Origin of the sequence: Vitreimonas sp. (assembly GCF_036392335.1) — a bacterium.
In the GTDB taxonomy this organism is placed as follows: domain Bacteria; phylum Pseudomonadota; class Alphaproteobacteria; order Caulobacterales; family Aquidulcibacteraceae; genus Vitreimonas.
On record NZ_DASVYD010000058.1, the window covers coordinates 1 to 26,546 of the forward strand.

General features: G+C 64.1%; 29 protein-coding genes. 17 read left to right on the top strand and 12 right to left on the bottom strand.

Annotated features, from left to right (window positions below; genetic code table 11):
* Positions 1–33: 33 nt before the first annotated feature.
* Positions 34–576 (bottom strand): PH domain-containing protein, encoded by a 543-nt coding sequence (locus VF769_RS13140; protein ID WP_331008872.1) that lies wholly within the window; start codon positions 574–576, stop codon positions 34–36.
* A 76-nt stretch (positions 577–652) separates the two neighbouring features.
* Between VF769_RS13140 and VF769_RS13145 the strand changes: the two genes are divergently transcribed.
* From VF769_RS13145 to VF769_RS13170, 6 genes are all read left to right on the top strand, one after another.
* Positions 653–1,423, top strand: a complete 771-nt coding sequence (locus tag VF769_RS13145) for a molybdopterin-synthase adenylyltransferase MoeB (RefSeq protein WP_331008873.1) — start codon at positions 653–655, stop codon at positions 1,421–1,423.
* On the top strand, positions 1,416–2,015 hold the full coding sequence (locus VF769_RS13150; protein ID WP_331008874.1) for a DUF6624 domain-containing protein: 600 nt from the start codon (positions 1,416–1,418) through the stop codon (positions 2,013–2,015). Before VF769_RS13145 ends, VF769_RS13150 begins: the two co-directional genes overlap by 8 nt.
* Before the next feature lie 45 nt (positions 2,016–2,060).
* Positions 2,061–3,077, top strand: a complete 1,017-nt coding sequence (locus VF769_RS13155) for an alpha/beta hydrolase (protein WP_331008875.1) — start codon at positions 2,061–2,063, stop codon at positions 3,075–3,077.
* A 59-nt stretch (positions 3,078–3,136) separates the two neighbouring features.
* Positions 3,137–4,795, top strand: coding sequence for an alkaline phosphatase D family protein (locus VF769_RS13160; RefSeq protein WP_331008876.1), 1,659 nt, complete (start codon positions 3,137–3,139; stop codon positions 4,793–4,795).
* Between the two features lie 37 nt (positions 4,796–4,832).
* Positions 4,833–6,410, top strand: coding sequence for an alpha-glucosidase (locus VF769_RS13165; RefSeq protein WP_331008877.1), 1,578 nt, complete (start codon positions 4,833–4,835; stop codon positions 6,408–6,410).
* Positions 6,411–6,478: 68 nt separating this feature from the next.
* Positions 6,479–8,491, top strand: coding sequence for a TonB-dependent receptor (locus VF769_RS13170; protein WP_331008878.1), 2,013 nt, complete (start codon positions 6,479–6,481; stop codon positions 8,489–8,491).
* A 74-nt stretch (positions 8,492–8,565) separates the two neighbouring features.
* On the opposite strand, the gene VF769_RS13175 is transcribed toward VF769_RS13170, so the two are convergent.
* Entirely contained in the window at positions 8,566–9,597 is a 1,032-nt protein-coding gene (locus VF769_RS13175) for an OmpA family protein (protein ID WP_331008879.1), read from the bottom strand.
* Between the two features lie 171 nt (positions 9,598–9,768).
* A complete protein-coding gene (locus VF769_RS13180) occupies positions 9,769–10,755 on the bottom strand; it encodes a D-glycerate dehydrogenase (RefSeq protein WP_349258144.1) in 987 nt (328 codons plus the stop codon).
* Between the two features lie 134 nt (positions 10,756–10,889).
* On the opposite strand from VF769_RS13180, the gene VF769_RS13185 reads away from it, so the two are divergent.
* From VF769_RS13185 to fabB, 3 genes are all read left to right on the top strand, one after another.
* Entirely contained in the window at positions 10,890–11,396 is a 507-nt protein-coding gene (locus VF769_RS13185; RefSeq protein WP_331008881.1) for an SH3 domain-containing protein, read from the top strand.
* Positions 11,397–11,499: 103 nt separating this feature from the next.
* The gene (gene fabA / locus VF769_RS13190) at positions 11,500–12,039 is read left to right on the top strand and encodes a bifunctional 3-hydroxydecanoyl-ACP dehydratase/trans-2-decenoyl-ACP isomerase (RefSeq protein WP_331008882.1); all 540 of its coding nucleotides are present in this window, start codon (positions 11,500–11,502) and stop codon (positions 12,037–12,039) included.
* A gap of 11 nt (positions 12,040–12,050) precedes the next feature.
* The gene (gene fabB / locus VF769_RS13195; protein WP_331008883.1) at positions 12,051–13,265 is read left to right on the top strand and encodes a beta-ketoacyl-ACP synthase I; all 1,215 of its coding nucleotides are present in this window, start codon (positions 12,051–12,053) and stop codon (positions 13,263–13,265) included.
* Here the strand turns inward: fabB and VF769_RS13200 are convergent.
* The 4 genes from VF769_RS13200 to VF769_RS13215 all read right to left on the bottom strand — a co-directional run bounded on the left by VF769_RS13200 (position 13,262) and on the right by VF769_RS13215 (position 15,409).
* Complete coding sequence (locus tag VF769_RS13200; RefSeq protein WP_331008884.1) at positions 13,262–14,191, bottom strand: hypothetical protein; 930 nt, start codon at positions 14,189–14,191, stop codon at positions 13,262–13,264. The two genes, fabB and VF769_RS13200, sit on opposite strands and share 4 nt — an antisense overlap.
* Before the next feature lie 103 nt (positions 14,192–14,294).
* A complete protein-coding gene (locus VF769_RS13205; RefSeq protein ID WP_331008885.1) occupies positions 14,295–14,465 on the bottom strand; it encodes a hypothetical protein in 171 nt (56 codons plus the stop codon).
* Positions 14,466–14,532: 67 nt separating this feature from the next.
* Positions 14,533–14,823: a DUF2218 domain-containing protein gene (locus VF769_RS13210; protein ID WP_331008886.1), complete on the bottom strand. Its 291-nt coding sequence runs from the start codon at positions 14,821–14,823 to the stop codon at positions 14,533–14,535.
* Positions 14,824–14,827: 4 nt separating this feature from the next.
* The gene (locus VF769_RS13215; protein WP_331008887.1) at positions 14,828–15,409 is read right to left on the bottom strand and encodes a PadR family transcriptional regulator; all 582 of its coding nucleotides are present in this window, start codon (positions 15,407–15,409) and stop codon (positions 14,828–14,830) included.
* 148 nt (positions 15,410–15,557) lie between these two features.
* Between VF769_RS13215 and VF769_RS13220 the strand changes: the two genes are divergently transcribed.
* The 4 genes from VF769_RS13220 to VF769_RS13235 are packed head-to-tail and all read left to right on the top strand — an operon-like array spanning position 15,558 to position 18,242.
* Positions 15,558–16,373, top strand: a complete 816-nt coding sequence (locus VF769_RS13220) for an enoyl-ACP reductase (protein WP_331008888.1) — start codon at positions 15,558–15,560, stop codon at positions 16,371–16,373.
* Positions 16,374–16,433: 60 nt separating this feature from the next.
* Entirely contained in the window at positions 16,434–16,829 is a 396-nt protein-coding gene (locus VF769_RS13225) for a hypothetical protein (protein WP_331008889.1), read from the top strand.
* Positions 16,822–17,367, top strand: coding sequence for a hypothetical protein (locus VF769_RS13230; protein WP_331008890.1), 546 nt, complete (start codon positions 16,822–16,824; stop codon positions 17,365–17,367). Before VF769_RS13225 ends, VF769_RS13230 begins: the two co-directional genes overlap by 8 nt.
* A complete protein-coding gene (locus VF769_RS13235) occupies positions 17,364–18,242 on the top strand; it encodes a sigma-70 family RNA polymerase sigma factor (protein WP_331008891.1) in 879 nt (292 codons plus the stop codon). The genes VF769_RS13230 and VF769_RS13235 overlap by 4 nt, the downstream gene beginning before the upstream one ends.
* Here VF769_RS13235 and VF769_RS13240 read toward each other — a convergent pair.
* Together VF769_RS13240 and VF769_RS13245 are read right to left on the bottom strand one after the other, a co-directional pair.
* Positions 18,239–18,415 carry a rubredoxin gene (locus tag VF769_RS13240; RefSeq protein ID WP_331008892.1) on the bottom strand — a complete coding sequence of 59 codons (177 nt, stop codon included), beginning with the start codon at positions 18,413–18,415 and terminating at the stop codon, positions 18,239–18,241. The two genes, VF769_RS13235 and VF769_RS13240, sit on opposite strands and share 4 nt — an antisense overlap.
* 4 nt (positions 18,416–18,419) lie before the next feature.
* Entirely contained in the window at positions 18,420–19,049 is a 630-nt protein-coding gene (locus VF769_RS13245) for a TetR/AcrR family transcriptional regulator (RefSeq protein ID WP_331008893.1), read from the bottom strand.
* A 72-nt stretch (positions 19,050–19,121) separates the two neighbouring features.
* Between VF769_RS13245 and VF769_RS13250 the strand changes: the two genes are divergently transcribed.
* Positions 19,122–20,396 carry a cytochrome P450 gene (locus VF769_RS13250; RefSeq protein WP_331008894.1) on the top strand — a complete coding sequence of 425 codons (1,275 nt, stop codon included), beginning with the start codon at positions 19,122–19,124 and terminating at the stop codon, positions 20,394–20,396.
* 4 nt (positions 20,397–20,400) lie between these two features.
* On the opposite strand, the gene VF769_RS13255 is transcribed toward VF769_RS13250, so the two are convergent.
* Both VF769_RS13255 and VF769_RS13260 read right to left on the bottom strand, forming a co-directional pair.
* Positions 20,401–21,303 carry a DMT family transporter gene (locus tag VF769_RS13255; protein ID WP_331008895.1) on the bottom strand — a complete coding sequence of 301 codons (903 nt, stop codon included), beginning with the start codon at positions 21,301–21,303 and terminating at the stop codon, positions 20,401–20,403.
* A gap of 47 nt (positions 21,304–21,350) precedes the next feature.
* Positions 21,351–22,151, bottom strand: coding sequence for an isocitrate lyase/phosphoenolpyruvate mutase family protein (locus VF769_RS13260; RefSeq protein ID WP_331008896.1), 801 nt, complete (start codon positions 22,149–22,151; stop codon positions 21,351–21,353).
* 145 nt (positions 22,152–22,296) lie between these two features.
* Between VF769_RS13260 and VF769_RS13265 the strand changes: the two genes are divergently transcribed.
* Positions 22,297–24,300 carry a DUF3857 domain-containing transglutaminase family protein gene (locus tag VF769_RS13265; RefSeq protein WP_331008897.1) on the top strand — a complete coding sequence of 668 codons (2,004 nt, stop codon included), beginning with the start codon at positions 22,297–22,299 and terminating at the stop codon, positions 24,298–24,300.
* On the opposite strand, the gene VF769_RS13270 is transcribed toward VF769_RS13265, so the two are convergent.
* Positions 24,294–24,524, bottom strand: coding sequence for a zinc-finger domain-containing protein (locus tag VF769_RS13270; protein ID WP_331008898.1), 231 nt, complete (start codon positions 24,522–24,524; stop codon positions 24,294–24,296). The two genes, VF769_RS13265 and VF769_RS13270, sit on opposite strands and share 7 nt — an antisense overlap.
* 93 nt (positions 24,525–24,617) lie before the next feature.
* Between VF769_RS13270 and VF769_RS13275 the strand changes: the two genes are divergently transcribed.
* The gene (locus tag VF769_RS13275; protein ID WP_331008899.1) at positions 24,618–25,562 is read left to right on the top strand and encodes an ABC transporter ATP-binding protein; all 945 of its coding nucleotides are present in this window, start codon (positions 24,618–24,620) and stop codon (positions 25,560–25,562) included.
* Complete coding sequence (locus VF769_RS13280) at positions 25,559–26,542, top strand: aldo/keto reductase (protein WP_331008900.1); 984 nt, start codon at positions 25,559–25,561, stop codon at positions 26,540–26,542. The genes VF769_RS13275 and VF769_RS13280 overlap by 4 nt, the downstream gene beginning before the upstream one ends.
* Positions 26,543–26,546: the final 4 nt, after the last annotated feature.

Consider the following 26,546-nt stretch of genomic DNA (forward strand, 5'->3'; position numbering starts at 1 on the left):
GAGCTTAAAGCGCGCCGCCGCCGCCAGCAAAATCTAGCGCGCGCGTAGCCCTATAAAACTACGGCGACGCCGTTTGCGCGGCATTTCTTCCTCTGTTTGCTCTTCATCGGCCTTCCGATCATTTGCGACGCGTTCGATGGCTTCGCGATCGTCGGTCGTCAGCCGCACCTCGCTCGCCTGGGCGCGTGCGGCTTCAATCGCGCGCCGGAACGCAACCGGGTCGCGCATCGCCGGGAACACGATCACTGCGTCGCCCGTGCCGGTGACCACGACGCGGCCATAGCCAAAAGCACGTTGCATAATGCTTTGGTCCAGCGACACGCTTTCAACGCTCTCCACCGCCAATTCCTGGGTGCGCCGATTGAGCCATCCCCGCTTCAGGATCACACGGCGATCGGTGACCGCGAAATCCGTCGTCTTCATGATCACCGCGGCGCGCACGAAGATAAAGATGCCGACCAGAATGATCCCAAGCAGGATCAAAGCCGCCCACGCGCCAAACCAAAATATTCCGGGCCATTGGCCGCGTTGGAGTATGGTTTCACCAGGGGCGAGGCTCTCGTCTATGTAGCGCATGAAAACGCAACGCACGCCCGTCTGGCGTGTTCCCGCCGCTCGACGGCCCACACTTCGCGCGTGTAAGTTCCACGCAATGTTGAGTTCTGAAGAACGCGAGCGCTATGCGCGCCACATCCTCTTGAAAGAGATCGGCGGGCCGGGACAGCAGCGCTTGAAGGCCGCGCGTGTCGCCATTGTCGGAGCCGGCGGACTGGGCGCGCCGGCTGCGTTGTACCTCGCGGCGGCTGGCGTTGGCCATCTGCGCTTGATCGATGACGACGTGGTCTCGCTCTCGAATCTGCAGCGGCAGATCGTGTTCGAAAGCGATGATGCCGGCGCCGCGAAGGTCGAGCGCGCGGCCGCGGCTCTGCAAAAACTCAATCCGCATGTCGAGACCGAAGCGCGCCGCGAGCGGCTGACCGAGGCCAATGCGCAAGAGCTGCTCGCCGGCGTCGATCTCGTCCTCGACGGCACCGACGATTTCGCGACCCGCTTTGCCGTGAATGCGGCATGCCACGCGCTTGGCGTCACGCTGATTTCTGGCGCCGTTGGCCGCTGGGATGGGCAAGTGGCGACATTCAAATCCGGCCCGACCAAGCATTTGCCGGAACATCAGCGCCTGCCCTGCTATCGCTGCTTCGTCCCAGAGACGCCGCCTAATGCCGAAACCTGCGCGCAAGTCGGCGTGGTCGGCGCGCTCACCGGCGTAATCGGCTCGATCATGGCGCTCGAAGCGATCAAGGAGATCGCCGAAGCCGGCGAAGGCCTTCCCGGCCGCATCCTTCTGTTCGACGGCCTTGAGGCCAATGCGCGCCGTGTCGCGTTGCCGCGCGACCCCGCCTGTGTTGTCTGCGGGCATGGATGACATTGTCTGGAAAGAGCGATTGATCAAAGCCGCGCAGCGCGACATGCAAACGCGCGCGCGGTTGGCGGCGAACGGTGAACTCTTCAATGGCTATCATCCCGAGATGGAAGCCGTGCACAACGCCAATGCCGATCTGCTGGCGCAAGTGTTCGACGTCATGGGCTGGCCGGGTCGCCATCGACTTGGCGACGATGGCGCGGCCGCGGCCTTCATCATCCTGCAACACGCGATTGCGCGCCCCGAATTGCAGCGCCGCGGCCTAGCGCTGATGCTCGACGCGATCCCCCAAGGCCAGGCCAACGCCATGGACGCAGCCTATCTTTCCGACCGCATCGCCACCTTCGAAGGCCGCGAACAAACCTTCGGCACGCAATTCGATTGGGACGCCAACGGTCAACTCGCGCCTGCGCCGACCCGAGACCTCGCGACCCTGGATGAACGGCGCGCCAGCGTCGGCCTGCCGCCGATGGCCGACACGATCGCCGAAATGCGCGCGCGCGCCGCCGCCGAGGGCGAGCCTGCGCCGGCCGATCTGGCGCAACGGCGGGTCGAATTCGAGGCCTGGGCGCGGCGCGTCGGCTGGCGCGCTTGACCTTCGCGCGCCAAACCGCACTTTAGCGGCTCGGGAGGGCAGCGCATGAAATGGCTGTTTGGCGGACTGCTGGCGATTATCGGTCTGGTCGCTTTGATCGCGGTTGGCGGCTATTTCGCGCTGAAGCGGGATGACATCCCTTACGAGACACTGGCCGCACGCTATGAGAGCGCGGCCTCGCGCTACGTCGATCTGCCCAGCGGCGTGCGCATGCATTATCGCGACGAAGGCCAGGCCAACGGTCCGCCGCTACTGCTCATCCACGGCTTCTCCGCCTCACTGCACACTTGGGAACCGTGGGTGCAGCGCCTCGGCGACGAATATCGCATCATCACGATTGATTTGCCCGGCCACGGCCTGACGCGCGCACCCGCTGGTTACCAAGCCAGCATCGAGGCGTTCCGCGATGAAGTGTATCAGTTCACACGGGCGCAAGATCTCACCCGCTTCGCGCTCGCCGGCTCCTCCATGGGCGGCAATGTCGCGTGGGAATATGCGCTCGCGCATCCCGATCAGGTCGACGCGCTGATCCTGGTTGGCGCCTCCGGCTGGCCTGAAAACCGCGCCGGCCTGGACCAGGATCCGCCCATCTTCAAATTGCTGCGCAATCCGGTGCTTGGTCCGCTGCTGCGTGATCTCGACAACACCCAGCTTGCACGCGGCGGACTGCAGGCCTCGTTCTACGATCCCGCCTTCGTCGATGATGCGATGGTCAATCGTTACGTGCATATGGCGCGCGCGCCGGGTCACCGCGATATCCTGCTGCAGATCACGCTTGGCTTCCGCGCGCGCCAATACGCGACCGCCGAGCGCCTCGCCGCGCTGCATATGCCGGTGCTGGTCCTGCACGGCGACACCGATCGCCTCGTGCCGACCGAACACGGCCAGCAGTTTCACGACGCCATCGCCGGCTCGCAGCTGATCGTGTTCGAGCAAACCGGACACATCCCCCAAGAGGAACGCGCCGACGAGTCCGCCTCGGCGGTGCGCGATTTCCTGCATTCGGCGCTGGAGGGCGCCGCATTGCCAGCGCTGCCGGAATTGACGGCGCAGCCGCGCTGATGAAATCGCCGCAACTGGATTGTCGTGCGCCTGTCGCACTCACGCTTTAGGAGGCGGCCATGCTGCTCGACCGTCGTTCATTGCTTGCCGCCGCTTCGCTCACAGCCATCGCCGCACCACGCGCCGCTTGGGCGCAATCATTGGCGCATGGCGTATTCACCCACGGTGTCGCTTCCGGCGATCCGCTGCCGGACGGCTTCATTCTTTGGACGCGCTTCGTCGGCGGCGACGGCCGCATCGCTTGGGAAGTCGCCGAAGACGAAGCCTTTACGCGCGTCGCGCAGCGCGGCGTCGCGCGCGCGAGCTTCGCATCGGATTATTGCGTGAAAGCGGATGTGCGCGGACTGCAGCCGGGCCGCGCCTATTTCTACCGCTTCCTTTCAGGCGCCGGCCCCTCGTTCACCGGAAAAACCAGGACGGCGCCCGCGAGCGGCGGCGACAGTCTGACCGTGGCGTTGTTCTCATGCGCCAATTTCCCGTTCGGCTATTTCCACGCCTACGGCCACGCCGCGGCGCGCGAGGACATCGACCTCGTGCTGCACACCGGCGATTACATTTATGAGATTCAGCGCGGCTCTTATCCGAGCGCGGCCGAAGCCGTGCCGGGCCGCATCATCGATCCCGTCACCGAGACGGTGTCGCTCTCGGATTATTATCAGCGTTACGCGACCTATCACACCGACGGCGATCTGCTCGAACTGCGGCGCGTCAAGCCGATGAGCGTGGTGTGGGACGACCACGAGATCGCCAACGACGCCTGGATGGGGGGCGCGCAAGCGCATCAAGAGCCGACGGAAGGACGCTACATCGACCGGGTCGCCGCCGCGTCGAAGGCGTATTTCGATTGGATGCCGATCCGCCGACCGGACAACAGCGTGCGCCTCTATCGCAGCTTCGACTGGGGCGATCTGGCGCGCATTGTCATGCTCGACACGCGCTATATCGGCCGCGACCGCCAACTCGATTATCGCACCACGCTCGGCCCCCAGCTGGCGCAAGGCGGCGCCGACGCGGCAGCGCTTGCGGCCGAGTTTCGGCGCACCATCCTGGACGACCCAAACCGCAGCGTGATGGGCGCAACGCAGGAGCAATGGTTCGCGCGTACGTTGGCGGAGTCCAAACAGCGCGGCCAAGCTTGGCAGATCATCTCGCAACAGGTCGTCGTCGGCGACCAATTCGCGCCGGCGGGCATGACAAACTTGCTGCCGGCGGACGTCTCGCCCGGCTCACGCGCCTGGTTCGCCGCCGGCGAGCAAATGAGCGCGCTCGGCCTGCCTTGGAATCTCGACGCCTGGCAAGGCTATCCCGCCGCGCGTGCACGCTTCCTCGAGGCATGCGCCGCCAACGCCGCCAACGCCGTCATCCTCGGCGGCGACAGCCACAATTGCTGGGTCAACAACCTCATGGCCGCCAGCGGCTCACGCCTTGCAGCACTCGAATTCGCCGGCGGCAGTGTCGCTTCGCCGGGTTTCGAGCGCTCGCTCACCAACGCAGCGCCAGGCCAGCGTGAAAGCATGATGCGCTCAAGCAATCCGCACATGGCGTTCTGCGACCTCACCCATCGCGGTTACGGCGTTCTGAAATTCACGCGCACAACGTGCGAGTCGGAATGGTTGGCGTTCCCGGATGTGCGCTCGGCGCGCGCGCCGACACCCCTCGTGACCCGTTTCACCTCAAGCGCCAGCGCCACCGCCGGTCCGGGCGCGTGGACGCTTTAAGCTTGCACGCCCGCACGCGCGCGGTCAGCATCGGCGCATGACAACCGATTGGCTGCGCGGCGCCGTTATCTATCAAATCTATCCGCGCTCGTTCCGCGATTCCGATGGCGACGGCGTCGGCGATCTGCGCGGCGCGATCGAAAAACTCGATCATGTCGCAGCACTCGGGTGCGACGCGATTTGGCTTTCGCCCTTCTTCACTTCGCCAATGAAGGATTATGGCTATGACGTCAGCGACTATTGCGGCGTCGATCCGCTGTTCGGTTCGCTTGCGGACGCGGACGCGCTGATCAAGCGCGCGCATGAACTCGGCCTCAAAGTCATCATCGATCAGGTCTGGTCGCATTCCTCCGATCAGCACGCTTGGTTCGCAGAGAGCCGGCAAAGCCGCGACAATCCGAAAGCCGATTGGTACGTCTGGGCCGATGCGAAGCCCGACGGTTCGCCGCCCAACAATTGGCAAGCCATGTTCGGCGGCGGCGCCTGGACTTGGGATTCACGCCGGCGGCAATATTACCTGCACAATTTCCTGGTCGAGCAGCCGGATCTCAACGTGCGTAACCCGGCCGTGCAGGATGCATTGCTCGATGTGGCGCGCTTCTGGCTCGAGCGCGGTGTCGATGGCTTCCGGCTCGATGTGGTGAACTTCTTCACGCATGACGCGCAGCTGCGCGACAATCCGCCGATCACAAGCCTGAGGCGCGCCCCGCCGCGCCCGCACCAATTCCAGCGCCATCTCTACGACCGCACCCAACCCGAGACGCTTGAATTTATCGCACGCCTGCGCGGCGTGCTCGATGAATATGGCGCCATGGCCGTCGGTGAAATCGAGGACGAAGAGCCCCTCAAAGTGCAGCGCGAGTACACCGATGGCGACGATCGGCTGCACACCGCCTATTCCTTCTTCCTGCTGCGCACGCGCGCGATGGCGCCCGCTGTCATCAAGGACGCGATGGCGCAATGGGAAGGCGCGCGCGGCTGGCCCTCCTGGTCGCTCTCCAATCATGACGTCACGCGCTTCCCAACGCGCCTCGCCGACGACGATCCGCAACGCACCAAATTGATGATGGCGTTGCTGTTGGCGCTGCGCGGCACGGCGTTCCTCTATCAAGGCGACGAGCTCGGCTTGCCGCATGCCGATGTCCCGTTCGAACGTTTGCGCGATCCCGAAGCGATCGCGTTCTGGCCCTCCGGCATTGGCCGCGACGGCGCACGCACGCCGATGCCGTGGGCGCGCGATGCGAACATGGCCGGCTTCACCCAAGCCCCGGACGCCTGGTTGCCGCTCGATCCGCGCCACCGCGCGCTCGCCGTCGACGTACAGGACGGCATCGGGGGCTCAATGCTTGAATTCACCCGCGACGCGATCGCTTTCCGAAAATCCTGCGCGGCGCTGCGTGAAGGCGAGTTCATTGCGCTCGATGCGCCGGAGCCGGTGTTGGCGTTCGAGCGCCGCCTGGGCGACGAGCGAATGCTCTGCCTCTTCAATCTTGGCCCCGAACCCGTCCGCCGGCCTGCGGCAGAGGGCGTCGCCCGGTTTTCGGTCGGCGACGCCGAATTGAGGACAAGCGGGGCGGCGCTGGGCGGCTTTTCAGCCCTTTTCGTCGCAATCTGAGCGCAGGCGCTTGACCTGCGCAGATGTTATACCATAACTCATGTTACATTGTAACGGGGAAGTACGGTATGACGATGAGGGAGAAGCCCTTTGCTGCCGCGGCTCTGGCGCTTGGAGCGCTGCTGCCGGGCGTGGCGTTGGCGCAGGACGACGCCAGCGGCGAGCCGGAAATCGTGGTGACGGCGCCGCTCGAAGGCTCGCGCATCGAGAGCCTGCAGGGTGCTGAAGTTCTCACCCGCGACGCGATCGTTGAAAATCTTCATGGCGGCCTGGGGGACACATTGGATTCCACGCCCGGCATCGCCAGCACCTTCTTCGGGGCCGGCGCCAGCCGCCCAATCATTCGTGGCCTCGGCGACGACCGCGTGCGCGTGCTGCAAAACGGCATTGGCGCAATCGACGCCTCCACCGCCTCGCCCGACCACGCTGTCACCTCCGACGGCCTCGACGCCGAGCGCATCGAAGTGCTGCGCGGCTCAGCGGCGCTGGCCTATGGCGGCAACGCCATTGGCGGCGTCGTCAATGTGCTCGATCAAAGCATCCCCACGCGCTCCATCGAGGGCGTGAATTTCGACGGCCTCGCCGCATATTCAAGTGTCGATGAAGGCACGCAAGGCGCGGCGCGCTTGGGCTTTGGCGCGGGCGATGTGGCCTTCAATCTCAGCGCCTCCGCGCGCGAGACCGAGCCTTACGATACGCCCGTCGGCACGGCGCTGAATCAATGGACCAGCGTTCGCGCCTATGGCGCGGGCGCCGCGCTCGTGCGCGATTGGGGCTTCGCCGGGCTCGCGGTGAAGCGCACCGAAGACCAATACGGTCTGCTGCCGCACGACGAAGACGAACCAGGCGGTCGCATCGAAATGGAGCAAACCCGGATCGAGTCGCGCGGCGATTTCCGTATCAATGTTGGGCCGTTCGACCGTCTCGATTACGGCGTGCAGCATTCCGATTACGAGCATACCGAGTTTGAAGGCGACGGCGCAGCTGGCACGGTTTTCACCAGCGAAGGCTGGGAAGGCCGCTTCGAAGCACACCATAGCGGCGACCGTCTGGACGGCGCCATCGGTCTGCAATTCAGCGACGTCGATTTCGGCGCCACGGGCGAGGAAGCTTTCATCAGCGCCACCAACACGCGCGATATCGGCCTGTTCGCGGTCGAGCGCTACGACCTAGGCGGCTGGGGCGTTGAAGGCGGCGTGCGCTACGAGCAACGCGAGATCGATAATGTCAGCGCCGGCGCGCGCAGCTTCGACAATATCAGCGCCTCCGCCGGCGTGTTCGTGCGCCCGGCGCCAAATTGGTTCGTCGGCGCGACGCTCGCACGGACTGAACGCGCGCCCACCGCGATCGAGCTCTTCGCCGACGGCCCGCACCTCGCCACCAAAAGCTACGAAATCGGCGACGGCGATCTCGGTCAGGAGACCGCGACCTCGATCGAAGCGTCCGCCCGTTTTAACAGCGGCCCATTGCGCTTTGAGGTGAACCTCTATCGCATTGCATTCGAAGACTACATCGCGCTGGTCGAACGCGGCGATGTCTGGTGGCTGGACGAGGACACCGAAACCAGCGGCTTCGCCCCGGACGAGTCTGATCCGGGCATTCCCGTCGATGCGGAAATCTTCCCGGTGTTCAATTTCACCCAACAGGATGCGACGTTCACCGGCGGCGAAATCTCCGCGGCGGCGCAGCTGTTCGAACTTGGCGGTTTCGCCATCACCGCGGACGCGGCGTACGACCTGGTGCGCGCGAAGTTTGACGGCGGCGGCCACCCGCCCCGCATTCCCCCGTCCACGCTGACACTTGGCCTGGAAGCGGAAAATCCGCATTGGACGGGGCGTATCGAGGTTGTCGACACCGACAAGCAAAGCCGCCTCGCCGCGTTTGAAACGCCAACTGACGGCTACACCTTCCTCAATGCCGGCCTCACCTTCCGGCCGGGCGGCGAGGCAAGTCCGTGGTCTCTGCGCATCGACGGTCGCAACCTCACGGATGAAGAAGGCCGTGTGCATTCCTCTTTCCTGAAGGACGAATTGGCCCTCCCCGGCCGCAATGTGCGCTTCACTTTGTTGGCGAGCTTCTAAGCCCGCCACATCGCGCGCAATAAAACGGGCCCGGCTTTCACAAGCCGGGCCCGCATTGCTTGGCGCTCTGACGATTAGCGGAAGCTGATCGTCACCGCCGTGCGGCGGTTGAGCGGTTCACGCACGCCATCACGCGTTGCGCGCGCGAGATCGGTTTCGCCGCGCGCTTGGCTAGTAATGGCGCCCGCGCCGATGCCGCGTGCGACAAGCGCATCACGCACGACCGAAGCGCGACGTTCCGACAGACCTTGGTTGTAAGCGTTCGAACCAGACGTATCGGTGTGCCCGACAACGACAACGCCCGCGACGTTGCACTGACGCGCGCGCGCGACGGCCGCATCGATCGTCTCAAGCGCCGCTTGGTTCAGGTTCGAGCGATCCCATTCGAAATAGACCACGAATTCCGAGGCCGGGCACGCCACGGGCGGCGGCGGCGGCGGCGGGGGTGGCGGCGGCGGAGGCGGGGGCGGCGGCGGCGCGGCGGCGGCGCCGAATTGCCAACGCAGACCAACGGTCACCGCTTGGTGCACGTAATCGCCGTCAACGCTGAACGGAACTGGATCGTCGCCGATATCCGCCTCACCGCTCACGCCCACATCCGGCGCCACGAAATAACGATAACCGACATCGAGCTGCAGTCGATCCGAGACCGGAAATGCGATGCCCGCCAAACCTTGGTAGGCGAACACAGTGTCGTCGTCGTCAAACGACAACGGACCAGCGACGCCATCGACCGACACTTGCGCGCCGCCGACACCGACGCCGAGGTAGGGTTGCCAGCTGCCGTCGCGATTGAAGTCGTAGAAGAGATTGGCCATCAGCGACAACGCCGTCGCGTCGCCGTCGAAATCCTCGAAATCATTGGAGCGATAGCCAAGCTCGGCTTCGGTGCGGAAGCCATTTTGGAAGCCGTAGCCAAAGCCAAGATGGCCCGACCAATTGTCCTCAAAGTCGAGATCGCCATCATCGAGTTCAACGGCGCCGTCGACCGAATAGCCCACGTCCCCGCGTCCATACCACCCTTCGGTGGCGTGCGCCTTGCCCGCGATGGCCGCGGACACAAGCAGAGCGGCGAGCGCCGCCGTACGCTTCAATTTTGACAACATGTGAAGTCCCCTGGTTTTCTAACCGGGCAGCCCCGCCTCTACCGGTGGAGTTTCTTACCGCCCGCATCGGGACGCGTTAATCAGAATCGCGCGGGACGCGCGAAATTCAGCGTATTATTGCTTACACCTGAGCACAGGGATCGCGCACGACGCCTCAGCGTGGCGACAGGCTCAGAGCATCGCTGGAATGACGCGATCCGGCGGTTTGTGGCCGTCGGCGAAGGTCTTGATATTGATAATCACCTTCTCGCCCATGTCGATGCGGCCTTCGATCGTGCCCGAGCCCATGTGCGGCAGGAGCACGACGTTTTGCAGCTTCTTGAGCTTAGGATTGATCGCCGGTTCGTGCTCGAACACATCGAGGCCGGCGCCGGCGAGTTCGCCCTTCTCCAACATGCGCGCGAGCGCGCCTTCGTCGATCACTTCGCCGCGCGCGGTGTTGACGATGTAGGCGTGCGGCTTCAGCAGCGCGAGACGGCGCGACGAAAGCAAGTGGTACGTCGCCGGCGTGTGCGGGCAATTCACCGACACGATGTCCATACGCGACAGCATTTGGTCGAGGCTATCCCAATAGGTCGCCTCAAGCTCCTGCTCGATGTGCGCCGCGACTTTGCGCCGGTTGTGATAATGAATTTGCAGGCCGAACGCCTTGGCGCGGCGGGCGACAGCCTGGCCGATGCGACCCATGCCGATAATGCCCAGACGCTTGCCCCAAATGCGGCGGCCCATCATCCAGGTTGGCGACCAGCCATGAAACTCGTCGCGTTCGATGACCTTCACGCCTTCGACCATGCGGCGCGGCACGGCCAGGATCAGCGCCATCGTCATATCGGCGGTGTCTTCGGTCAGAACCCCTGGCGTGTTCGTCACGGTGATGCCGCGCTGCACGGCGGTGGCGACGTCAATATTGTCCACGCCGGCGCCGAACTGGGCGATCAGGCGCAGCTGATCGCCAGCGCGCGAGAGAACGCGACCGTCCACGCGGTCGGTCACGGTCGGCACCAGCACGTCGGCGCGCTGCACCGCGGCCGCGAGATCCTCAGCGGTGAAAGGCTTGTCCTCTACGTTCAGCTCGGCATCGAATAATTCGCGCAGGCGCGTCTCCACGGGATCGGGGAGGCGACGGGTGACGACGACTTTGAGCTTCTTGCCGGGCATTGAGCCTCCATAAACCACGCCGCGCGCCACTCCAAGATTACCCAGCGCGTTAAAGCGGCTTTCACGCCGCTTCTGCATCATCTGACGCCTTCCCTCCGGGCAACGGCGGGCAAGAGCCTCAAATGGTGGGTGTCATGCGTCATGGGATCATGGCCGCGCTTGTGGCGGTCGCCGCTCTATTTTCCTTGAACGCCGCGTCGGCGAGCGACACACCTTCGGTCGGACCGGACTCGAACCTGCCCGTGCCGCGCTTCGTTAGCTTGAAGACCGAAGGCGCCAACGGTCGCCGCGGCCCAGGCCTCGAGCACCAAGTGGACTGGGTCTATGAGCGTGTCGGTCTGCCGCTGCAGGTGACCGGCGAAAGCGGCCCTTGGCGCCGTGTCGTCGACCCGGACGGCGACCAGGTCTGGATCCACGCCCAAAATCTGGATCAACGCCGGACAGCGTACGTCCAAGAGGCGGTGGCCCTGCGGCGAAACGCGCGCGAAAGCGCGCCGGTCTTGGCCTATCTGGCGCCCGGCGTTGTCGTCGGCTTTACCGGCTGCGACGGCGAATGGCGGCGCGTGACCGTTGGCGGCCGCATTGGCTGGGTCCCAGCCAACGTCGTCTGGGGCACGGATTGCGCAGCCCCGCTGGGCTAGCCTTCGCACTTGCAGCAAAACTGAAGAGCGCGTCGCCTTGCCCCTGCGGGCCTCGGCTTGTAAGCCGTGCGGGATTTTTCCCTTTCACCGCAGAGATACACAAATGGCGACCGAGGCCAGCCGGCCCTCCTCATTCAGCTATGACGACCTGATCGCCTCCGGCGAAGGACGCCTGCACGGCCCCGGCAACGCGCAATTGCCACTGCCACCGATGCTAATGTTCGACCGCATCACCAAGGCCGCGGCTGAGGGCGGCGATCACGGCAAGGGTGTGATGATCGCCGAGTTCGACATCACTCCGGATCGCTGGTTCTTCGAATGCCATTTCCGCGGCGACCCGGTGATGCCGGGCTGCCTCGGCCTCGACGCCATGTGGCAGCTCACCGGATTCTTCATGGCTTGGGCCGGCTCGCCCGGTCGCGGCCGCGCCCTCGGCGTCGGTGAACTCGAATTCCGCGGCCAGATCACGCCGAAGACCAAGCTCGTCACCTACGAAATCCATCCCAAGCGCGTCATCCAGCGTAAGCTGCATATGATCGTGGCCGATGGGATCACGAAGGCCGACGGCGTCACCATCTATACGGCCAAGGATCTCAAAGTTGGGTTGTTCTCGCCGGAACAGCTCGAAGCGCAGATGAAGTAACGGAGCAGCTCATGCGTCGCGTCGTCGTCACCGGAATGGGGATCGTTTCCTCGATCGGCAACAATACGCAAGAAGTGCTGGCGAGCCTTCGCGAAGCGAAGAGCGGCATACGTGCAGCGCCTGAGTACGCCGACAAAGGCATGCGTTGCCAAGTACACGGCGAACCGCAACTAAAGCCGGAAGACGTCGTCGATAAGCGCAACATGCGTTTTATGGGCGAAGGTTCGGGTTGGAATTTCGTGGCGATGGAACAGGCGATCGCTGACGCCGGCCTGCAGCACAATGAAGTCTCGCATGAGCGCACGGGCATCATCATGGGCTCTGGCGGCCCCTCCGCGCACGCGATCGTGCAAGCGGCGGACACCGCGCGCGAAAAAGGCGCGCGGCGGGTCGGCCCCTTCGCTGTCCCGAAGGCGATGAGCTCGACGGCGAGCGCGACGCTGGCGACGCCGTTCGAAATCCGCGGCGTGAACTATTCGATCAGCTCGGCCTGTGCGACCAGCGCCCATTGCATCGGCAATTCCTACGAGATGATCCGCGACGGGCGCCAGGACATTATGTTCGCGGGCGGCTCTGAAGAGCTGGATTGGACGCTCTCGGTCCTGTTCGACGCCATGGGCGCGATGAGCACCAAGTATAACGATACGCCGGAGAAGGCCTCGCGCGCCTACGATAAGAATCGCGACGGCTTCGTCATCGCTGGCGGCGCCGGCGTGCTGGTGTTGGAGGAGTATCAGCGCGCCAAGAAGCGCGGCGCGAAAATCTACGCCGAACTTGCCGGCTACGGCGCCAATAGCGACGGCTTCGACATGGTCGCGCCTTCCGGCGAAGGCGCTGCCCGCTGCATGAAGATGGCGCTCAAATATGTCGATCGCCCCGTCGACTACCTCAACCCGCACGGCACCTCGACGCCGGTGGGCGATTTGAAGGAGATGGAAGCAGTGCGCGCCGTGTTCGGCGCCAAGGCGCCGCTGATCTCCAGCACCAAGTCGCTGACCGGCCACTCGCTGGGCGCGGCTGGCGTGCAGGAAGCGATCTATTCGATCCTGATGCTCAACAACAATTTCGCCTGCGAGAGCGCGCACATTGAAGAACTCGATCCGGCGTTCGAGGATATGCCGATCCTGCGCAAGCGCGAGGACCGCGAGCTCAATTGCGTGCTCAGCAATTCATTCGGCTTCGGCGGCACCAACGCCTCGCTCGCGTTCACGCGCGTGGCGGCCTAAGCCGACGTCGCCTCGGCTTCGATCTCGCGCAGCTTGGCGAGCAGCGCGGATTCGTTGGCGGTGCGCTTCCCGTCTTCGCGCGTCATGCCCACGGCCCAGGCGATTTCGGCGAGCGTGAGGCGCTCATCTTCGCGCATCTCGGCGACGATGGCCTCGTAACGCGCTTCCATGCGCGTGACATCGTCCGGCGTGGTCACGCGGCTCCAGAAGCCTTTCAGGCCGCCCTCAAACATCGTGAGCACGGAATCGCCGTGAGGGCCTTCGGCTTGCGCCGCAAACCACTTTTCACGGCGGAGCATGTCACCCTGCTCAAGCGCGGCCGGCGTCCGACGGCCCATCAGATGATTGAGCACGCCTTTGACGAAAAGATCGGTCCAAGCGGAGTCATTGGCGCGCCCGTCGCTCTCGGCGTCGATCGCGAAGAGCCAGCGCGCCTCGTCCTCGGTCACTGAAACCGCGCCCGCGCCGGCGGCGACATAAAGCGCACGGCGGATGAATTCCGTTTCTTGCGCGCAAATCGGCCTGCCGGCGAGCCAGCTGGCGACACGCTTGCGCGCAAAGGCGGCCAATGACGCCGGCGCGCTTTCAGCGCGCTCAAGCGTCTTCAGCAGAACCTCGATTTCGGTGTCTCGCGCCCCATCATCGCCGAAGCGCGCCATCAGCCAGGATGCCGTGTTCTCATCGACATGCCCTGGATATTCACCCGCCTGCAGAACGTAGTCGACCACGGCTTCGACAAACGCCTGCGACCAAGCCTCATCGCTATTGGCGACGCGGCCCTCAAGCGAGATGAGCACCTCGGCCTCCTCGCGCGAAACGACTCCGTCAGGGAAGATCGCTTGGCGCAGCTGAAACGCCTCCTCCGCGCTGATGAAGCGGTCGGCGGCGATATGCTCGCAAAGCGTAAGCAGCGCGTGATTGGTCATGGGCAGAACTCCAACCCATGAATTTTAGCTGACCCGGCTTAAGGTCCGGCAAAGGCGGACGCTTAATAGTTCCCAAACATCGGCGCGCCTATCGCCAACCGCCCTACCCCACCGCCCCTCGCGCGTAGGCATAAGCGGCAAGCGCCGCGGCGACGATCACGATGGCCAACCAAGCGCCGGCGCCCAAACCTTGGCGTTTCGGTAACTCGATCTGAATCTCATGAGCGCGATCGAAACGTTCGCCGCTTACATCGGTCTCACGTATCCGCGCCATTCACGCTCTCCAGGAACAGGATCCGGCAAACGCGGACGTCGCGCTCAGGTTCCCTTCTTCCCGAAAATCAGGCCGCGCGCCAGTCCGGCACGACGAGTGGCGCACGGAAGGCGAAGCGCTGCAGATGATTAATCACCACCTCGGCCATACGCGCCGCGTCCGCATCGTTCGCCGCCTCGACGCGCAGCTTCAGCGCGTCTGCTGTCGCAGACATCGTGCACACCGCATTCTCGGAAAACGGCACCCGCCCCTCCGTGAGCGTGAAGGTCACCGCGAACTTGTGGCTCCAGTGCTTGCAGAGCTGCTGCAGATACCGGCTGGCTTCATCGGTCGGGATATCGGTTTGGATGGCGCTCATGCGCTTAACTCCGCTCGATCGCTTGCGCGGCGGCGTCGATGGCGGCGGCGACGTCCTGCAATTGCGCTTCCGTGAGGGGTCCGCGCTCCATGCGCAAGCGCAGCGCGAGCTTCAGATTCTCCATCGCCCGCACGATTTGCGGCGAACGACCGCTCGAGAACGTCTCGCGTGCCGAAGCGATGCGCGCGAACAGCGCGTCCACATTGGCTTTGTTGGCCGCGAGTTCGGCCTGGCCTTGCTCGGTAATCGCGTAGAGCTTCTTCGCGCCTTCACTGGCGCTGAGTTGGGCTAGCCCCATCTCTTCCAGCATGGTCAGCAGCGGGTAGATGACGCCGGGGCTCGGCGCATAAGCGCCGCCGACGCGGTGCTCGATCTCCTTGATGATCTCGTAGCCGTGGCGCGGCTGCTCGGCGATAAGCGCCAGGACCACGAATTTGAGGTCGCCGTGGTCGAACATGCGGCGCAAGCCGCCGCCATGGCGGTGACCCCGCCTGCCCCAATGGCCGCGCTCGTGCTCATGGCCAAAACCTTCCCCATGACGGGGGCCGCGCATGCAGCGCTGGCGCTTCAGATGTCGATGATACATGTCTGCTCCGTAAGTATTTCGATATATCTGACGAAAAGATATATCGAAACCGCCTCGCGTCAAGAGGCGGCTCGCAGACTGCTCTGGGGTTGACCCAGGCGCCCCGGCGCCGGCAGGTGCGCGCCATCGATTTCAGGAGTGCGGACCGATGGCCGACGAGTGGGTGTTTCCGAAGGGCGAATTGATGGCCGGCAAGCGCGGCCTGGTCATGGGCGTCGCCAACGACAAATCCATCGCCTGGGGCATCGCCCAGCAGCTCGCCGCCCAAGGCGCGGAGCTCGCGTTCACGTATCAGGGCGAAGCGCTGGAAAAGCGCGTGCGTCCGTTGGCGGAAAGCATCGGCTCGCAAATCCTGCTCGAGTGCGACGCGACCAATGATGCGCACCTCGACAATGTGTTCGATCGCTTGAAAACGAGCTGGGGCAAGCTCGACTTCCTGGTTCACTCGATCGCCTTCTCGGACAAGAACGAACTCAAAGGCTCCTTCATCGAGAACACCACGCGCGAGAATTTCCTGCGCTCCATGGACATCTCAGCGTTCTCGTTCGTCGCCGCCGGCAAGCGCGCGGCGAAACTGATGGAGCGCGGCGGCTCGATGATCACGCTCACCTATCTCGGCGCCGAGCGCGTGTTGCCGAGCTATAACGTGATGGGCGTGGCCAAGGCCGCGCTTGAAGCCTGCACGCGTTACATGGCGCGCGACCTCGGCCCCGAAGGCAAGCGCGTCAACGCAATCAGCGCCGGCGCCATGCGCACGCTCGCCATCGCCGGCATCCAAGGCGGCCGCGGCCTCATCAGCACCGGCCGCGAATGGTCGGTGATGAAGGAAGACACCAGCATGGAAGGCATCGCCGGCTGTGCGCTCTGGCTGCTCTCCGATCTCGGCCGCTCAACCACCGGCGAAGTCGTCCACGTCGACGCCGGCTTCCACATCGTCGGCGTGCCGGATACGGGCGGGGAATAAACCCGCACTCCATGTCACACTCCACCCCGCTGCCTCGTCTTGGCTGCGGAGGACATAGAGATGTGGAAGCGTGCTGCGGCGGGCGTGTTGGGCGCGATCAGCGTGATCAATGCGCTGTTGATGTGGGCGGATGGGCGGCGCTGGTATGACAGCGTGCCGGGCGTAGCCTTCACTGGGCCGTACAATCCGCACTTCGTCCAAGACATCGGCGCGGCGTTCTTCGCCGCCGGCCTCGGCCTTGTCGCGCGCGCTTGGCGCCCGCGCTATTGGCCTGCGGCTGTGGCCGGCGCGGGCTTTCTCGCGCTCCATGCGGCCATTCATGTCGGCATGCTGATCGGCGCGATGCTTGGCATCTGCACGGCCCGCACCTGGGGCTTCGACATCGCCGCCGTGATCCTACCGGCAGCGCTTTCGCTCTACGTCGCCTTCCCCAGCAAAGGAGAAAGCCATGCTTAGAGCCATCGCGCGCCATCGCTTGCGGAAGATGAGCGCGCATTACAATTATGACGTCAGCTACATGGAATGGCTGCTGGACGTGTCGCCGAGCGCCTTCTTCAAATTCGCCAAATTGATAGACCCGGCACGCCATCGCGAGGCCGCACCTGTGAACGCCTATTTCGCCGCGAAGCTGGTCGGCGCGCTGGTCGAGGACTGCGGCCCGTGCGCGCAATTGGTGGTCAACATGGCGACCGAGGCCGGCATGCCCGGCGATCAGATCGCGGCGGTGCTGCGGCGCGACACCGAAGCGATGCACGAAGACACGGTGCTCGGCTTCCGCTTCGCCGACGCAATCACAGCCCGCGGCGCCAACGAAGACGATGTGCGCGACGCGGTCCGCGGGGCCTGGGGCGATAAGGCCATCATTGATCTCACGCTTGGCCTGCAGATCGGGCGAATGTTTCCGATGATCAAGGCAGGGCTCGGCTTCGGCAAGGAATGCCGGCGCGTAGAGGTTGGCGGCGCGCCCGTGGATGTGGTGAAACGGGCGGCGTGAGCGATCTCGAGGCCTTCGAAAAGCTGCGCGGGCGCCTGACCGGCCTTGCCTATCGCATGCTTGGCAGCCGCGCCGACGCGGAAGACGCAGTGCAAGACGCGTTCCTGCGTTGGTCCGCCGCCGATCGTGCGCGCGTGTCGAACGCGGAGGCCTATCTCGTGCGCGTCGTAACCAGGCTTTGCCTGGACAAGCTCAAGAGCGCGCAGGCGCGGCGCGAAGTCTACGTCGGGCCGTGGCTGCCGGAGCCAGTGCTCGACGCGGACGCGCTCTCCCCGGAACGACACACCGAACTGGCCGACGATCTGTCGTTCGCGCTGCTGCTCGCGCTGGATCGCCTGTCGCCCTTGGAGCGTGCGGCGTTTCTGCTGCACGACGTGTTCGACGCTCCCTTCAGCGACGTTGCCATGACATTGGATCGTAGCGAAGCGGCGTGCCGGCAATTGGCGGCGCGGGCGCGCAAGGCGGTACGCGAACAACGGCCCACTCCGGCCCCGCTGCAAGAGCATGAGCGACTGCTTGCCGCCTTCACGCAAGCAGCCGTGAGCGGTGACCTTGCTGCGTTGAAGGCGGTGCTCGCCGAGGATGTCGTGCTGCTGAGCGACGGCGGCGGGCGCAAACTCGCGGCGCTCAATCCCGTGCGTGGCGCGGACAATATCGCGCGCTTCATTACCAGCATCGTGCGGAAGCTGAACGCCGCCAACGCAGAAACCGGCGCGCAAGTCTTAACGGTCAACGGCGCGCCAGCGCTGATGCTCTATCTCGACGGCGCGTTGGACCAAGTGCAGATGATCGCCGTGGAAAATGGCCGCATCGCCGCACTCTATCTCGTGCGCAATCCCGACAAGCTCGCAAGTCTGGCCGCGGCGGCGCGCTAGAGCTCGATCATGTCGAAGTCAGCTTTGGGCGTGCCGCACATGGGGCAAACCCAGTCGTTCGGGATGTCCGCCCATCGCGTGCCTGGGGCGAGCCCTTCGTCAGGGGCGCCGTGCTCTTCTTCGTAGATGAAGCCGCAGGTGCGGCACTGCCAGGTTTTGTAAGCATCGGCCATCGGACTATCTCGTTTCCAAAGCAAAGCTGCGCGCGATGTGCGTGTGGATCGCATCTTCCACCGGTGCGATCGTCAGCGCGGGATCGATCAGCGATTGCATGGTGAGACCCAGCAACAAGCTGCCCACCATCAGCGCGCCGCTCTCGGCGTCCACGTCCGCGCGGATCACGCCTTCGCGCTGACCGCGACGGATCAAGTCAGCCAAGAGCGTCTTCACACGCTCATGCGATTGCGCAAACAGCGCACGCGTGTCGCGCGCATCCGCCACCGCGTCCGAGAGCAGCATGAAATAGGATTTCTTTTGTTCGGAATCCTTCAAGAAGGCGCAGAAACCCGTGACGTAAGTCTGCAATGCGCTGAGACCGTCCATCTCCGCCACGTGCGCGGCTTCGAGATCTTCGCGCTGCCGCTCATGCAGATAATTGACGACGGCGTCGATCAACCCCTGCTTGGAGCCGAAATGCTGCGTGGCGAGGCCGCGCGAATAGCCCGCGCGCTGGCCAATCGCTTCGAACGTGGCGGCCGATACGCCCTCCTCCGCGATGAGCGCCATCGTTGCTTCAACGAGGCGGCGTTCGGCCTCGTCACGGCGTTCCGCCTGGGATTTGCGGGTGGCGGCTTCGACTCTGACCATGAACCCATTTACAAACTTGTTGAACAACAAGCAAGTGCATGATACGGGTCAAGCAAACATCGGGAGGAAGGCATGCAGATTCCGGCGGACATCGCATTCGCGGTCGTGGATCCGAAGGCGTATGCGGACGGCAAACGCATCGACGAGGCCTTCAAATGGCTGCGCCTCGAGGCGCCGTTGGCCGTGGCTCAGCCTGAAGGTTTCGATCCGTTTTGGGTGGTGACGCGGCACGCCGACATCCTGAACATCGAGCGGCAAAACGATCTCTTCCACAATGGCGATCGCTCCGCCGTCGTCACCACGATCGAGGCCGACAAGAAAGTGCGCGCCATGATGGGCGGGTCGCCGCACCTGGTACGCTCATTGGTGCAGATGGATAATCCCGACCACTTCAATTATCGGCGTCTGACGCAGGCATGGTTCCTGCCGCAGAATTTGCGCAACCTCGAAGCGCGCATCCGCGAGATCGCCAGAGGCTTCATCGATCGCATGGCCGCGAAAGGCGACGCATGCGATTTCGCGCGCGATGTCGCCTTCCTCTATCCGTTGCACGTCATCATGGAAGTTCTGGGCGTGCCGGAATGTGATGAACCGCGGATGCTGAAGTTGACTCAGGAGCTGTTCGGCAGCGCCGATCCCGACGTGAACCGCAGCGGCCAGCGCATCGATGACGTTGACGTCGCCCTCGCCAACCTGCAGGCGACGGTGGTCGACTTCATGACCTATTTCAACGAAATGACCGAAGACCGACGCCGCAACCCGCGCAACGACTTGGCCAGCGTCATCGCCAACGGGGCCATTGAAGGCCAACCTTTGGGGCATTTGGAAGCGATGTCGTATTACATCATCGCGGCCACGGCGGGCCACGACACCACCTCGAACACCACGGCAGGCGCGATGTGGGCGCTGGCTGAAAACCCAGCACAATTCAAGAAGGTCAAGGAGAACCCCTCGCTCATTCCTTCCATGGTCGAGGAATCGATCCGCTGGGAAACGCCGGTGAAGCACTTCATGCGCACCGCGACCGCCGACGCCGAAGTGGCTGGCCAAAAGATCGCCAAGGGCGATTGGCTCATGCTCTGCTATCCGTCTGGCAATCGCGACGAGGCGGTGTTCGACGATCCCTACACGTTCAACCCTGAGCGCACGCCTAACAAACATGTGTCGTTCGGGTATGGCGCGCATATCTGCATCGGCCAGCACCTTGCCCGCATGGAAATGCGGGTCTTGTGGGAGGAATTGCTGGCGCGCCTGGACCACGTTGAATTGAACGGCGAACCGAAGCGCACGGAGGCGAATTTCGTCTGCGGACCGAAGGCGGTGCCGATCCGGTTCAAGATGCACTAGCCGTCTAATCCGGCAGCGGCGGCGCTCGCTTCTTGGCGAGCATGGCCTCGCGAATGGTGATGAACAGCGTCGAGCCAATGACGATCGCAGCGCCGATCAGCGTCCACTGGTCGAGCACTTCGTGGAAGATCAAGAGCCCGGCGAGCGCCGCCATCGGCAGGCGCGCATAGTCCATCATCGCCATCAGCGAGGCGTCGCCGACGGTGAGCCCGCGTGTGAAGCTCGTTTGTGCGAGCACGCCCGATATCGCCAGCACCGCGAAGACCGCCGCATCCGTCCAGCCTGGATTGGTCCAGCCAAACAGGGCCAGCGGCAGGCCAATAATTGTCGTCGCGGCGTTCATCCACAGCACAAGCGACAGCGTGGAATGATCGCGCGCCAAATCCTTCACCGTGACGATGGAGTACGCCATCAGCAATGCGGAGGTGAGCGCCGCCGCGGCAGGCCAGTTGAATTGCATCTCCGTTGGCCGCGTCATGACCAAGACGCCGACGAAGCCGATCACCAACGCGCTCTGGCGCAGCAGGCCCACTTTCTCGCGCAGCAGCACGATCGCCAGCAACACCACGAACAAAGCGCGCGCAAAGGAGAGCGATTGCGCCGTCGCCAGCGGCATGTTGGCGAAGGAATAGAAGGCAAGCAGGATGCCAATTGCCGAGCCGACGCAACGGCGCGCCATGACCCAAGGGCGTGGCGTCGCCCAGGCTTTCGGCCCTGCCCGCCACATCATCGGCAGCAGCAAAACGAGCCCCGCCGCGCAGCGGAAGAACACCATCTGCGACTCGGCATAGCCCTGCTGCGCCAAATATTTGATGCAGGCGGTCATCACCGTGAAGCAGGCCGCGGACGCCAGCATCCACAACACGCCGCGCATGTTTCCAGAGAGTGTGACGGGCGCGGCAGCCATGAGCGCGGCTTTGGTGCGCGCCCGCCTGCCCGCCGTCAAGGCGATCCTCAGACCGCGAACAGCTTGTTGTAATTGAGTTGTTCGCCGCGACGCGGCCAGAGCGTTTCAGACGAACCTGACGCTAGGAAATCCACCGTCGCCGCGCGCGCGCCCTCCATGGCTGCCGCGAAAATCGAAGTCGCCGCACTGAGCCGCCTGACGCCAAGCGCTTTCAGTTTCGCGGCGTCCGGCAGCCCCGGACGCGCCATCACGTTGAGCGGCAGCCCACAACGTTCAGCGATGACGGCGATCTCGCCTTCCGCAACGATTCCGGGGACGAAGAGGCCGCTCGCGCCCGCGGTCTTGATCGCAGCGGCGCGCCGCAGCGTTTCTTCGACCGCCTGCTCGGGCGGCGCGAGCTGTTGCAGATACACGTCGGTGCGCGCGTTGATGTAGAGGTCAATGCCCGCGCGCGTCGCCGCTTCACGGACCGCTTCGATCTTGCGCAGGTGGAGTTCATGCGGTTGCTTGCCATCTTCGAGATTGATGCCGACGGCGCCGGCATTGATCAGCGCCACGACATTCTCCGCGACCTGCCGCGGATCGTCCGCATAACCCGCTTCGGCGTCGGTCGTGATCGGCACGCTCACGCTGCGCGCGATCTCCTCGATCAGCACGACCAGTTTGGCGACCGGGAAATGATTGCCATCTGGATATCCATGCGCCCACGCCACGGCCGCGCTCGAAGTGGCGATGGCCCTGGCGCCAAGCTCTTGGGTCAAGCGCGCGGATGAGGCGTCCCAGGCATTCGGCAGGATCAGAAAATCCTGGTGCAGGGCATGGAAGGCGGCGGCTTTGGCTTGCGTCATCGAGCTAATCTCCTGGCCTTTCAAATAGGCGCCGCCCGGAGGCCGCGCCCGTCATTTTCGGACACCTACATTTTCTTCATGTTCCGGCGCCCGCGCACGTTGTCCCCGTTCGGAGGTCGGGCTAAGCCGGTTGGCGAGGTGGGGAATGGATCAGCAAACGTTGGGCTATCGGGAGATTACCCCAGGTGCGCGCGTTGCGCCGCCTGCGGACTGGGTGGATCTCGCACCGTACACAATCCCGCAAACGGCCAATCCCCATTTCATCGCGCAGGGCGTCTGCGTCCTGCTCGACGATTCCCAGATTGATCTCGTCGGCGAAGACCGTGGCTGGTTTTATCGCCGCGCCGAATTGGTGACGGCGCCAGCGGGAGCCGAACGCGTGGCGCAGTTCGGCGTCAATTTCGATCCGGCGTTTGAGCGCGTGGACGTGCATTCCATCGCCGTCATCCGCAACGGCCAGCGCATCGAGCACGCGCCGACCGCCTTCTTCGAAGTGCTGCGCCGGGAGCGCAATATGGAGCGCCTGCAATTCGACGGGCGCCTCACTGTGCACTTCACCATCCCGGACGTGCGCCAAGGCGACGTCGTGGAGACGTCCTATACGCTCATCGGCCAGCGCAAATCGTTGCTTGGCAAGCATGGCGCCTTCATCGGTCTCGAATGGGGCGTAGGCATTGTCGAGGTCCGCTTGCGCCAACGCGCGCCCCAACACCGCGCGATCGCCGAGCGCAGCTTCAACAACGCCCCCGTCGGCGAGCAGACTGAGACGGACGGCATCGTCGATCGCCGTTGGCGCATGGTTGAGCGCGCGGGCGTGCGCGGCGAGCCGCTGACGCCGCCGTGGGTCATCCAAACCGCCGCGCTGCAACTGTCCGAATGGCGCGATTGGGCGGAAGTCGCGGCGGCCTTTACGCCCCTCTACGACCACGAAGGCCCGCTCCCCGACGAGGTTGAGCAAGAAATCGCGCGGATTGAAGCAGCGGAGACGACCCCGGAGGGACGCGCGGCGGCGGTGTTGCGCTTTGCGCAAGGCGCGGTGCGCTATTTGGCGATTTCGATTGGCGAGGGCGGCTACACGCCGCGCCCGCTCGCTGAAGTCTGCGCGGCGCGCTACGGCGATTGCAAAGACAAGTCCAAATTGTTCACGCAAATGGCCGTGCGCCTCGGCTTGGACGCCTGCCCCGCGCTGGTGAACACCTATGACGGCTATGCGCTCGATGAACGCCTGCCGAGCGCGCAAATGTTCGACCATTGCATTGTGCGCCTCGCCATTGGCAAGAAAGTGTATTGGCTCGATCCAACGCGCCAAGTGCAGGCGAGCCCGCTCGACAAGCTGACACAATGCTATTTCGGCTGGGCGCTGCCGATGCGACCGGGTGTGACCGCGCTCGAGCGCATGCCCGATCCAAATCTGCCGCACCTGGTGGAATCGCACGAGAGCGTACAATTGCGCGCGTTCGACGAGCCGGTGCGCTACGAATGGAAGAACACCTATCGCGACGCGCGCGCCGAAGCGATCCGCGAACAATTCGCCCGCGAAGGCGCGGTCAGCGTGTTCAAATCCTACGCCGAGGACGTGCAACGCACCTGGCCCAAGGCGCAGGTGGTGAGCCAAGAAATTCTCGAAGACGATGTCGCCAACAACGTCTTTACCGTGCGCGAGGTCTATGACATCCACGACGCTTGGACCCCCGCCGGTCCCGCCGCGCACAGCTTCGCCACGCGCGACCTCGCCATCGCCGGCTCTCTGCTGCCCCTGGACCCGGGCGAGCGCAAGCATCCGATCTACCTCGGCCAACCGGGCAAACGCTCGCGCCGTGTCGAAGTGCGCACCACGAAGCCCCACGAAGGCGGCTGGATGCGTGATCAGCGCGGCTCGACGCTGGCGCATTCGGACGAAATGAAAGTGAAGGACGGCGGCAAGCTTCTGGTGGTGGAGCAAACGCTCGACATCAAAGCGCTGACGCTACCCGCGAAGGAAGCCGAAGCCTATCGCAAGGTCGTCGCCAATCTGAGCAATAATGAATTGGTGGTGACGGAAAACGACCTCAAAGCCGGCAAGAAATTCGGCGTCTGGGACGCGATCAGATGGACCGTTATCGGCGCGCTGGTGATCTATTGGGTCGCGCGCTTCGCCGGCACTCAGTGACCGTCGGCGCCGTCCGCCAACACGAAGCGACGGTCGCAATAGAGGCATTCGACGAAATGCTCTTCGCCCATGTCGTAGAACACGACCGGGTGGCCGAGCGCGCCGCCGCCGCCATCACACTTCACACGCTTGGACGTGACCGTAATGATCTCCGGCGCAGGCAGCGCGTCCGGGTCCCCCGGCGTCATCTGGTCAGTGCGCGGATTGTCGTGGAGTTTGCTCATTTCTCGGCCGGCGGGTTGAAGCGGAATACCGGGGCACGTACCTAGAGCGCATCGCGCGTCCGCGCAATGCGACCCCCAGACCCTAAGGCGCCCATGCTCGCCCCCACTTCGCCGCCCGATTACGCCATCGAAGCGCGCGGCCTCGACAAGACCTACCCCGCCCAGGGCAAGGGCAAACCCACGCACGCACTGAAGGCCGTCGATCTGGCCATCCCGCGCGGCTCGTTCTTTGGCCTGCTCGGCCCCAACGGGGCCGGCAAATCCACCTTCATCAACATCCTTGGCGGACTGGTGAAGAAGTCGGGCGGCACGGCCTCGATCTGGGGCCACGATATCGAAGCCGATCCGATGAACGCGCGCGGCGCCATCGGCATCGTGCCGCAAGAACTGAACATGGACCCGTTCTTCTCCCCCGCCGAGGCGCTGGAGATTCAGGCCGGCTATTATGGCGTGCCGAAGAGCGAGCGGCGGACGGAAGAGATTCTGAAAGCCGTCGGCCTCTGGGACAAACGCGACGCCTACGCACGGACGCTCTCGGGCGGCATGAAGCGGCGCCTGCTCGTCGCCAAAGCCATGGTGCACTCCCCGCCCGTGCTCGTACTCGATGAGCCGACCGCTGGCGTCGATGTCGATCTGCGCCGCCAGCTTTGGGATTATGTGCGCTCACTGCACGCGGCGGGCGTGACGATTGTGCTGACCACGCACTATCTCGAAGAGGCGCAAGAGCTCTGCGATACGATCGCCATCATCAACCACGGCAATGTCATCGCCTGCGAGCCGACGCACAAGCTGATCTCGCGGTTGGATCAGAAGACCTTGGTGGTCACGCCGCAGGCGCCGCTGACGCCGCCGCTCAAAGGTTTCGAGGATCTCACTTTCGCGCTGAAGCCGACGGGCGCTTTCACGCTCACCTACAAGACAAGCGAACATACCGTCGAAGAATTGCTCGATCGCATCCGCGCCGCGGGCGTGACGATCAAGGACCTCTCGATTGAAGAGCCGGATTTGGAAGATGTGTTCGTGGAGCTGACGGCATGAAATACGTCAATCTCGGCCGCTCTGGCCTTAAGGTCTCGCGCATCTGCCTCGGCACGATGGCCTACGCTAATGGCGCGGGCGGCGCGCATCCTTGGGCGCTCAACGAGGAGGCCTCGCAGCCCTTCTTCAAGCGCGCCATCGAAGCCGGAATCAATTTCTTCGACACCGCCAACGTCTATTCGTTCGGCACCAGCGAGGAATTCCTCGGCCGCGCGATCGCCAAATACGCCAAGCGCGAAGAGATCGTGATCGCGACGAAAGTGCACGGCGAAATGCGCCCCGGCGATCCGAACGGCAAAGGCCTGTCGCGCAAAGCCATCCTCACTGAGATCGATCACAGCCTACGCCGCCTTGGCACGGATTACATAGACCTCTACCAAATCCATCGGCTCGATCCCGAAACGCCGATCGAGGAAACACTGGAAGCGCTGCATGACGTCGTGAAGGCGGGCAAGGCGCGCTATATCGGCGCCTCGTCCATGTTCGCTTGGCAATTTATGCAGGCGCTCGCGCTGCAAAGCGCCAACGGCTGGACGCGCTTCGTCTCGATGCAGAACCACATGAATCTGCTCTATCGCGAAGAAGAGCGCGAAATGCTGCCGCTCTGCCGCGATCAAGGCATCGGCGTCATTCCGTGGTCACCGCTGGCGCGCGGCCGCTTGGCGCGGCCTTATGGCGAAAAGACGGAACGCAGCGAAACCGATCGCTTTGGCTCGTTCCTCTATCGCAAGACCGAAGAGAGCGACCGCCAAGTGATTGAGCGGGTCGGCGAAATCGCGGCTGAGCGCGGCGTGCCTCGCGGGCAAATCGCACTGGCATGGCTGCTGGCCAAGCCGGGAATCACCGCGCCGATCGTCGGCGCCACCAAGCTCGAACAATTGAATGATTCCATCGCCGCGCTCGACATCGCGCTGGGCGCAGAGGAAATCGCCCGACTCGAAGAATTCTACGTTCCGCACCCGATCGCTGGCCATTCCTGAGGAC

Excerpts from the sequence above, each read along its gene's own strand:
- VF769_RS13140 (WP_331008872.1), bottom strand. The coding sequence starts at position 576 with ATGCGCTACATAGACGAGAGCCTCGCCCCTGGTGAAACCATACTCCAA.
- VF769_RS13145 (WP_331008873.1), top strand. The coding sequence starts at position 653 with ATGTTGAGTTCTGAAGAACGCGAGCGCTATGCGCGCCACATCCTCTTG.
- VF769_RS13150 (WP_331008874.1), top strand. The coding sequence starts at position 1,416 with ATGGATGACATTGTCTGGAAAGAGCGATTGATCAAAGCCGCGCAGCGC.
- VF769_RS13155 (WP_331008875.1), top strand. The coding sequence starts at position 2,061 with ATGAAATGGCTGTTTGGCGGACTGCTGGCGATTATCGGTCTGGTCGCT.
- VF769_RS13160 (WP_331008876.1), top strand. The coding sequence starts at position 3,137 with ATGCTGCTCGACCGTCGTTCATTGCTTGCCGCCGCTTCGCTCACAGCC.
- VF769_RS13165 (WP_331008877.1), top strand. The coding sequence starts at position 4,833 with ATGACAACCGATTGGCTGCGCGGCGCCGTTATCTATCAAATCTATCCG.
- VF769_RS13170 (WP_331008878.1), top strand. The coding sequence starts at position 6,479 with ATGACGATGAGGGAGAAGCCCTTTGCTGCCGCGGCTCTGGCGCTTGGA.
- VF769_RS13175 (WP_331008879.1), bottom strand. The coding sequence starts at position 9,597 with ATGTTGTCAAAATTGAAGCGTACGGCGGCGCTCGCCGCTCTGCTTGTG.
- VF769_RS13180 (WP_349258144.1), bottom strand. The coding sequence starts at position 10,755 with ATGCCCGGCAAGAAGCTCAAAGTCGTCGTCACCCGTCGCCTCCCCGAT.
- VF769_RS13185 (WP_331008881.1), top strand. The coding sequence starts at position 10,890 with ATGCGTCATGGGATCATGGCCGCGCTTGTGGCGGTCGCCGCTCTATTT.
- fabA (WP_331008882.1), top strand. The coding sequence starts at position 11,500 with ATGGCGACCGAGGCCAGCCGGCCCTCCTCATTCAGCTATGACGACCTG.
- fabB (WP_331008883.1), top strand. The coding sequence starts at position 12,051 with ATGCGTCGCGTCGTCGTCACCGGAATGGGGATCGTTTCCTCGATCGGC.
- VF769_RS13200 (WP_331008884.1), bottom strand. The coding sequence starts at position 14,191 with ATGACCAATCACGCGCTGCTTACGCTTTGCGAGCATATCGCCGCCGAC.
- VF769_RS13205 (WP_331008885.1), bottom strand. The coding sequence starts at position 14,465 with ATGGCGCGGATACGTGAGACCGATGTAAGCGGCGAACGTTTCGATCGC.
- VF769_RS13210 (WP_331008886.1), bottom strand. The coding sequence starts at position 14,823 with ATGAGCGCCATCCAAACCGATATCCCGACCGATGAAGCCAGCCGGTAT.
- VF769_RS13215 (WP_331008887.1), bottom strand. The coding sequence starts at position 15,409 with ATGTATCATCGACATCTGAAGCGCCAGCGCTGCATGCGCGGCCCCCGT.
- VF769_RS13220 (WP_331008888.1), top strand. The coding sequence starts at position 15,558 with ATGGCCGACGAGTGGGTGTTTCCGAAGGGCGAATTGATGGCCGGCAAG.
- VF769_RS13225 (WP_331008889.1), top strand. The coding sequence starts at position 16,434 with ATGTGGAAGCGTGCTGCGGCGGGCGTGTTGGGCGCGATCAGCGTGATC.
- VF769_RS13230 (WP_331008890.1), top strand. The coding sequence starts at position 16,822 with ATGCTTAGAGCCATCGCGCGCCATCGCTTGCGGAAGATGAGCGCGCAT.
- VF769_RS13240 (WP_331008892.1), bottom strand. The coding sequence starts at position 18,415 with ATGGCCGATGCTTACAAAACCTGGCAGTGCCGCACCTGCGGCTTCATC.
- VF769_RS13245 (WP_331008893.1), bottom strand. The coding sequence starts at position 19,049 with ATGGTCAGAGTCGAAGCCGCCACCCGCAAATCCCAGGCGGAACGCCGT.
- VF769_RS13250 (WP_331008894.1), top strand. The coding sequence starts at position 19,122 with ATGCAGATTCCGGCGGACATCGCATTCGCGGTCGTGGATCCGAAGGCG.
- VF769_RS13255 (WP_331008895.1), bottom strand. The coding sequence starts at position 21,303 with ATGGCTGCCGCGCCCGTCACACTCTCTGGAAACATGCGCGGCGTGTTG.
- VF769_RS13260 (WP_331008896.1), bottom strand. The coding sequence starts at position 22,151 with ATGACGCAAGCCAAAGCCGCCGCCTTCCATGCCCTGCACCAGGATTTT.
- VF769_RS13265 (WP_331008897.1), top strand. The coding sequence starts at position 22,297 with ATGGATCAGCAAACGTTGGGCTATCGGGAGATTACCCCAGGTGCGCGC.
- VF769_RS13270 (WP_331008898.1), bottom strand. The coding sequence starts at position 24,524 with ATGAGCAAACTCCACGACAATCCGCGCACTGACCAGATGACGCCGGGG.
- VF769_RS13275 (WP_331008899.1), top strand. The coding sequence starts at position 24,618 with ATGCTCGCCCCCACTTCGCCGCCCGATTACGCCATCGAAGCGCGCGGC.
- VF769_RS13280 (WP_331008900.1), top strand. The coding sequence starts at position 25,559 with ATGAAATACGTCAATCTCGGCCGCTCTGGCCTTAAGGTCTCGCGCATC.